The organism is Candidatus Atribacteria bacterium (genome assembly GCA_011056645.1).
GTDB classification, from domain to species: domain Bacteria; phylum Atribacterota; class Phoenicimicrobiia; order Phoenicimicrobiales; family Phoenicimicrobiaceae; genus Sediminicultor; species Sediminicultor quartus.
In genome coordinates this window covers 1-6506 of sequence record DSEL01000101.1, presented here as the reverse complement: position 1 = coordinate 6506, position 6506 = coordinate 1, and the positions used below count along the sequence as shown (strand labels likewise).

The following is a 6506-nucleotide window of genomic DNA, read 5'->3' as shown; positions in this document are numbered from 1 at the left end:
ATTATATTGTATCTTGAATTTAATACTAACGACTAACGACTAATTTAATTGGCCAATTAACAAATTACTTTTTTTGACAATAAAATTCTCTCATGTTATAATTTTTTTAACTAAAACCTTACAGAAAAGAACAAGGAATTAATCGTGCTGACTAATAATATTGCTGAAAATCAAGTTAAACATAATTTGTTAAGAAAAGAAAAACATGAATATTAAATAAATTATTCCAGAAACACAGTAGTTATTATTACTGTGTTTGTTTTTTATAAAAACATTTAACATTTACTGAAATAGGGAGGTAATAACAGCTATGTGAAGTATCTGGAGTAAATTAGTCAAAACAAACAATTAGGAGGTAATAATTTAGTTAGCAGAAAGAGCCTAGTTAAGTGAAAAGTTTTAGTGTGTAATTTAGCTGGGAAAGATTGCAATTAGAAGAAACAACTACAGATAGAAAATGTAATTAATTGTGATAATTTCAAAAACAAAAAATTAAAAAGGCGGTGTATTAAGTGGAAATTACAGATGTCAGACTTAGAAAAATAGAAACAGAAGGAAAATTAAGAGCGTATGTATCAATCACTTTCGATGACTCTTTTGTAGTGCATGATTTACGGGTTATCGATGGCAACAAGGGTATGTTTGTGGCAATGCCAAGCAAGAGACTTCCCAACGGAGATCATAAGGATATTGCCCATCCTATAAATACCGAGATTAGAGAAAAGATACAAAATGCAGTTTTAGACGTCTATCACAGGGAATTAGAAGAGGCTCCCCAAGCTAAAGAAGAAGAAAAAGAAGAAGAAAAAGAAGCAATAGAAGAAGAAACAGAAAAAGAAGAAGAGCCTGACAAGAAAGAAGATGACCTGTTCTAGGTAAATCACTAGGGTAAAAAATATTGGTTTGGGGCGTAGCCAAGCGGTAAGGCACGGGAATTTGGATCCCGCATTCGAAGGTTCGAATCCTTCCGCCCCAGCCATAAATTTAATTTTGATTTGTTACTTAGTTAACTGGTAAAATTTAAATTAGTCGTTAGTTAGCCAGTTATCCAGTTTGCTGGTTGATCTCTAAGTTATTTAATGTGGAATAAGTGATAAGTAACTTGTTTTTTTTAAACTTATTACTTTTTACTTTATTTCTATACGCTACACGATATAAGTTATATATAGCACGAGATATGAAATACCAAATTGGGGGTATGATTATGAAAGATACTGCCGTAATTATTATGGCAGGGGGTAAGGGCAAGAGAATGAAATCTGACCTGCCTAAAGTACTTCATGATCTTGCCGGAAAACCAATTTTAAAGTATCTATTAGATACAATTGATCAGCTCGAAATTAAAAGAAAAATATTAGTCATTGGTTATAAAGGTGATAAGATAAGGGAATTAATTGGCGAGAAAATAGAGTATATAGAGCAGAAGGAGCAATTAGGAACTGCCCATGCAGTTTTACAAACCAAAAGGTTATTGTCTGATTTTAAGGGAGATGTGCTGGTTTTATCCGGCGATGTCCCTTTTTTAAATATAAAAACCTTAAAAAAACTTTTAAGGTATCACCAGAGTAATAGTTTTTGTTGTACCTTAATTTCTGCTATTTTAAAAAATCCTAAAGGTTATGGAAGAATTATTAGAGGTAAAAAAAGTGAAATTAAGGAAATAATTGAAGAGGTAGAATTATCCGCAAATAAGAAGGAACTTAGCGAAATAAATGGCGGAGTTTATTGTTTTAACAAAGAAAAATTATTCCAAGTTTTAGAAAAGGTTACTGCAGATAATAAACAAAGTGAGTATTATTTAACGGATACGATAAAAATATTACTAAGAGAAGGATTAACTGTAGGAAACATAATAATAGAAGATTATTCGGAAATAATAGGAATAAACGATCGATTGGATCTGGCTGATGCTTCCCGGAAAGTTTATCAAAAAACGCTTCAAAACTTGATGCTTCAGGGAGTTACTATAGTTGATCCTCATAGTACCTTTATTGAGAAAGGGATTAAAATAGGTCAGGACACTATTATTTATCCTTTTACTATTATCGAAAAAGGAACAAAAATAGGCAGCAATTGTTTTATCGGACCAAACACTCATCTAATTGATACTGAGGTAGGGGCGGGAGTTAGAATTTGGGCTTCAATATTAGAAAGTAGCGTCGTTAAAGATGGAGTAAAAATCGGTCCCTATGCTCATTTACGACCTGGGACTATTGTAGAAAAAGGAGCAAAGATAGGAAATTTTGTAGAATTAAAGAAAACTATTCTGGGTGAAGGCAGCAAAGCCGCTCATTTAACTTATCTAGGTGATGCTACAGTTGGTAAAAAAGCCAATATTGGAGCAGGGACTATCACTTGCAATTATGACGGAGAAAAAAAACACCAAACTATTATAGAAGAAGGAGTATTTATCGGAAGCAATAATTCATTAGTTGCGCCAGTAAAATTAGGGAAAGATTCTTATACCGGAGCGGGTTCAACTATTACCCAGGATGTTCCTGCAGGTAATTTAGCCATTGCTCGCTCCCGACAAACCAATATTCCCGGATGGCGGAAGAAAAAAAAGGAAAGTAAAAGTTAATATTCTATAAAAAAAGAGAAATTTAAATAGATGGAGATGATAAAATATTGATACTTTATAATAAAAGAGAGTTGAAGATATTTAGCGGTAATTCCAATAAAGATTTAGCAGAAGAGATATGTAGATATTTAAATGTACCTTTAGGTCAGGCTGACGTTTCCAGATTCCCTGATTGCGAAATTAAGGTGAAGATCGAGGAAAGCGTAAGAGGCGAAGACGTTTTTGTTATTCAGTCAACCTGTCCACCAAGTAATGAGTATTTGATGGAATTACTTATTATGATAGATGCTCTAAAGAGGGCATCTGCCGGTAGAATTACCGCAGTTATTCCTTATTATGGTTATGCCAGACAAGAGAGGAAGACTCAGCCTCGTGAGCCAATTACTGCAAAATTAGTAGCTAATTTATTGGTCTCTGCTGGAGCTAATAGAGTGCTCACCATGGATTTGCATGCCGGACAAATCCAGGGTTTTTTCGATATACCCGTAGATCAGCTGGAAGCTGTAAACATATTATCAAATTACTTTAAAGAGAAAAACTTAGATAAGGTAGTAGTTATTTCCCCGGATGTGGGAGGAACCGCTCGAGCCAGGGAATTTTCAGGCCGCATCAAAAAACCAATAGCTATTATCGATAAATACAGATCATCTTTTGATGATGTAGAAATAATGCATATCGTAGGAAAAGTAAAAGGTAAGACTGCTATTATGGTCGATGATATTATTGATACTGCCGGCTCTATAATAAAAGGAAGTCAAGCCTTATTGGATGCAGGAGTAGAACAGGTTTATATTTGTGCTACTCATCCGGTATTTGCCGGTCCGGCAAAGGAAAGATTAGAAAAGTCTTTGCATGATGGCTTATTTAAGGAAATAGTGGTAACTAATACCATTCCCGTAGACAATAGTAAGATTTTACCTGGTATTAAGGTATTATCGGTTGCAGAAATATTTGCCGAAGCCATTAACAGAATTCATAACAATTCATCAATAAGTACATTATTTAAACAAGATAGAAGTTAATTAACCAATTGACCCATCCACAAATTATTTTGAACGAATTGATTGATTCTTGGATAGCAAACTGGTAAACTAGGCAAAACTTATATTAAATTGCAGTTTATATCTTCAATTGGTGAATTGATGAATTGGTGAATTATATAACGAGATACTAAATACTAAACCGGAGGTTGAAAGAGTGAAAAAACCAAAATTAAAAGTCGAATTAAGAGATAATACAGGTAAGGGAAGCAATAAGAAATTTAGACAAGAAGGAATGATTCCCGGAGTATTATATTCCCCCCACGATAAAGAAAATTTAATATTAAAGATCAAAAATAAAAAATTGACCAAAATACTATCCGCTAAGTCCCACGGTCTTATAGATTTGGAGATAGATGAAGGGAAGGAACAAGTCCACCGATTGGCTGTAATTAAAAACATTCAGTATAATACACTAAAAAAGCAAATAATGCATGTTGATTTTTACGGAGTTACTTTAAAAGAGAAATTAACCTTAGAAGTTGACCTTGAATTGATTGGTGAACCTATCGGAGTAAAAGAAGGTGGTATCCTGCAAATTGAATTACGAAAAGTAGAAATAGAATGTTTACCCAACCAGATGCCAGATAGCTTAAAGGCCGATCTTAGTAATCTTAAAGTAGGTGAACATATTTCTGTCGGAGGATTAGAAATCCCGGAAGGTGTTGAAATATTAACTTCTCCGGATAGAATTATTGCCGCAGTGGTTCATCCTTCGAAGGTAGAAGAAGAGGTTGAGGAAGAGGAAGAAGTAGCAGAAGGAGTTGAAGGAGATAAAGGAGAAGAAGAGCCAACAAAAGAAAAATCTCCTACCTCGGCACCTAAAAAAGAATAGGACAGCAAAAGGATAGTGAGTTTTATTGAAGATCGTAGTTGGCTTGGGTAATCCCGGTTTGAAATATGAATTTACCAGGCACAATGTAGGATTTAGGATTGTGGATAATCTCGCACGGGATATGAAAATAGAATTTAAGAAAACAAAATCCTACTATTCCTTGATTTCCAGAGGGATGATAAAAAATCAGCAAGTAATACTGGTAAAACCGCAAACTTTTATGAATTTAAGCGGAAGAGCTGTAAGTAGAGTAATTTCTTATTATAGAATATCCCCTCAAGATTTATTAATAGTCTACGACGACCTGAATTTAGAATTGGGACAGATCAGGATTCGTAAAATGGGGAGTGCCGGAGGTCACAAGGGAATGGAATCGATTATACAATATTTGAACACCGAAAATATCCCTCGTTTGAGAATAGGGATAGGCAATCCCTCGCTAAACTTCAATTTTGATTACGTGTCTTATGTCCTGACTAATTTTAAGCATGATGAAGAAGATAAAATAGATGAAGTGATCCAACGCTCTACCCAGGCAATTAAAACAACAATAGAAGATGACTTTGAAAACACTATGAGAAAATACAACAGGAAATTGATTGAGCCCTAATTAAAAAATTCAAATAGATATAAAAAAATAAATCTAATATGATAATAATACAAAAAAGAGACATGGATGAGCATGTCTCTTTTTTGTAGACAAAGCAAGTATAATTAGATACAATATCGTTATAAATAATACTTAGTGAATAGCCGTTAGTTTCCAATGCAAAATGCAAAAAATACAATTAGAACTCTTAAACATTGTTATTTTATCCACAATAGACTAAAAAAGAATAACAAATTTTATTTTTAAGGTTTGGGGAACAGAGATGACTGAATTGAGGAAAGACCCTATCATTGATAATTGGGTGATTATTTCTACTGAGAGAGGCAGAAGACCTTTAGATTATAAAATAAAAACAGAGGAAAAGCGAAAAAGTAACTGTGTATTTTGTGAAGGGAATGAAGATAAAACACCTCCGGAAATATTTTCTTTCAGGGAAGAAGGTACCAGCGAAAATACTCCCGGATGGAAAGTAAGAGTAGTATCCAATAAATATCCTGCTTTAAAGATGGAAGATAAGAAAATTGTCCTTAAAAAAGATGGAATGTTGAGCAAAATGGACGGCTTAGGAGTGCACGAAGTAATCATTGAAACCCCCCATCATGATAAAAATATTGATAATCTGACTATCGATCAAATTGTTTTGATCTTAAAAACTTATCGGCAAAGGTATTTGGATCTATCGAAGGACAAAAGAATAAAATATATTCTAATATTTAAAAATTACGGAATTGACGGTGGAGCCTCTTTAGAGCATCCTCACTCTCAGCTTATCGGTACTCCCATTATCCCTCAAAGGATAAAAGAAGAGTTAGCAGGAGCTAAAGAATATTTTAATTTTACCCGGAGATGTATTTTCTGCGACTATATAACACAAGAGCTAAAATCGAAAGAGAGATTAATCAAAGAAGCGGAAGAATATGTAGTTATTTCTCCTTTTGCCGCTAGATTTCCCTTTGAAACCTGGATACTTCCCAAATACCATCATGCCTGTTATGAGAAGGCTAGTAACAGTCATATTTTAGGTTTAGCCAGAATAATGAAAGAAATTTTATCCAAAATAAATAAAAAATTAAATAATCCCCCTTATAATTTTATAATCCATACTGCACCCTCTCAGGAATTTTCTATTAGAGAATGTTCCGATTTGGATAAGAAATATCACTGGCACATAGAAATAATTCCTCGATTGAATAAAATAGCCGGTTTTGAATGGGGATCAGGATTTTACATTAATACTATTTCTCCGGAAGAAGCAACTAAAATCTTAACTAATATTTAGTAAATAATATTTATTGTTTAGTAAAAATAAAATTAAAACAATTTCCAATGAAATAAATTTATCTATTCAATTTTGTCTATACATAGACAGTTATCTAGTTCGTCAGATTGTTTCTAATTTCTTATTTTTTTAATATGCACTATAAATATATACTATATACT

The 6506-nt window shown here is 33.2% G+C and carries 6 protein-coding genes and 1 tRNA gene; all 7 read left to right on the top strand.

Features of this window, described 5'->3' with window-relative positions; all coding sequences use genetic code 11:
• Nucleotides 1-512: 512 nt before the first annotated feature.
• Nucleotides 513-875: a septation protein SpoVG gene (locus tag ENO17_04260; GenBank protein ID HER24246.1), complete on the top strand. Its 363-nt coding sequence runs from the start codon at nt 513-515 to the stop codon at nt 873-875.
• A gap of 29 nt (nt 876-904) precedes the next feature.
• Nucleotides 905-979, top strand: a tRNA-Gln gene (locus tag ENO17_04255).
• A gap of 198 nt (nt 980-1177) precedes the next feature.
• Nucleotides 1178-2581: a bifunctional UDP-N-acetylglucosamine diphosphorylase/glucosamine-1-phosphate N-acetyltransferase GlmU gene (gene glmU, locus ENO17_04250; GenBank protein HER24245.1), complete on the top strand. Its 1404-nt coding sequence runs from the start codon at nt 1178-1180 to the stop codon at nt 2579-2581.
• 50 nt (nt 2582-2631) lie between these two features.
• Complete coding sequence (locus ENO17_04245; GenBank protein HER24244.1) at nt 2632-3603, top strand: ribose-phosphate pyrophosphokinase; 972 nt, start codon at nt 2632-2634, stop codon at nt 3601-3603.
• A 124-nt stretch (nt 3604-3727) separates the two neighbouring features.
• Nucleotides 3728-4456: a 50S ribosomal protein L25 gene (locus ENO17_04240; protein ID HER24243.1), complete on the top strand. Its 729-nt coding sequence runs from the start codon at nt 3728-3730 to the stop codon at nt 4454-4456.
• Between the two features lie 25 nt (nt 4457-4481).
• On the top strand, nt 4482-5066 hold the full coding sequence (locus tag ENO17_04235; GenBank protein HER24242.1) for an aminoacyl-tRNA hydrolase: 585 nt from the start codon (nt 4482-4484) through the stop codon (nt 5064-5066).
• A 262-nt stretch (nt 5067-5328) separates the two neighbouring features.
• The gene (gene galT / locus ENO17_04230; GenBank protein HER24241.1) at nt 5329-6345 is read left to right on the top strand and encodes a galactose-1-phosphate uridylyltransferase; all 1017 of its coding nucleotides are present in this window, start codon (nt 5329-5331) and stop codon (nt 6343-6345) included.
• The last annotated feature ends 161 nt before the right edge of the window (nt 6346-6506 follow it).

Coding starts and splice junctions, on each gene's coding strand:
- glmU (HER24245.1), top strand. CDS start 1,178: ATGAAATACCAAATTGGGGGTATGATTATGAAAGATACTGCCGTAATT.
- galT (HER24241.1), top strand. CDS start 5,329: ATGACTGAATTGAGGAAAGACCCTATCATTGATAATTGGGTGATTATT.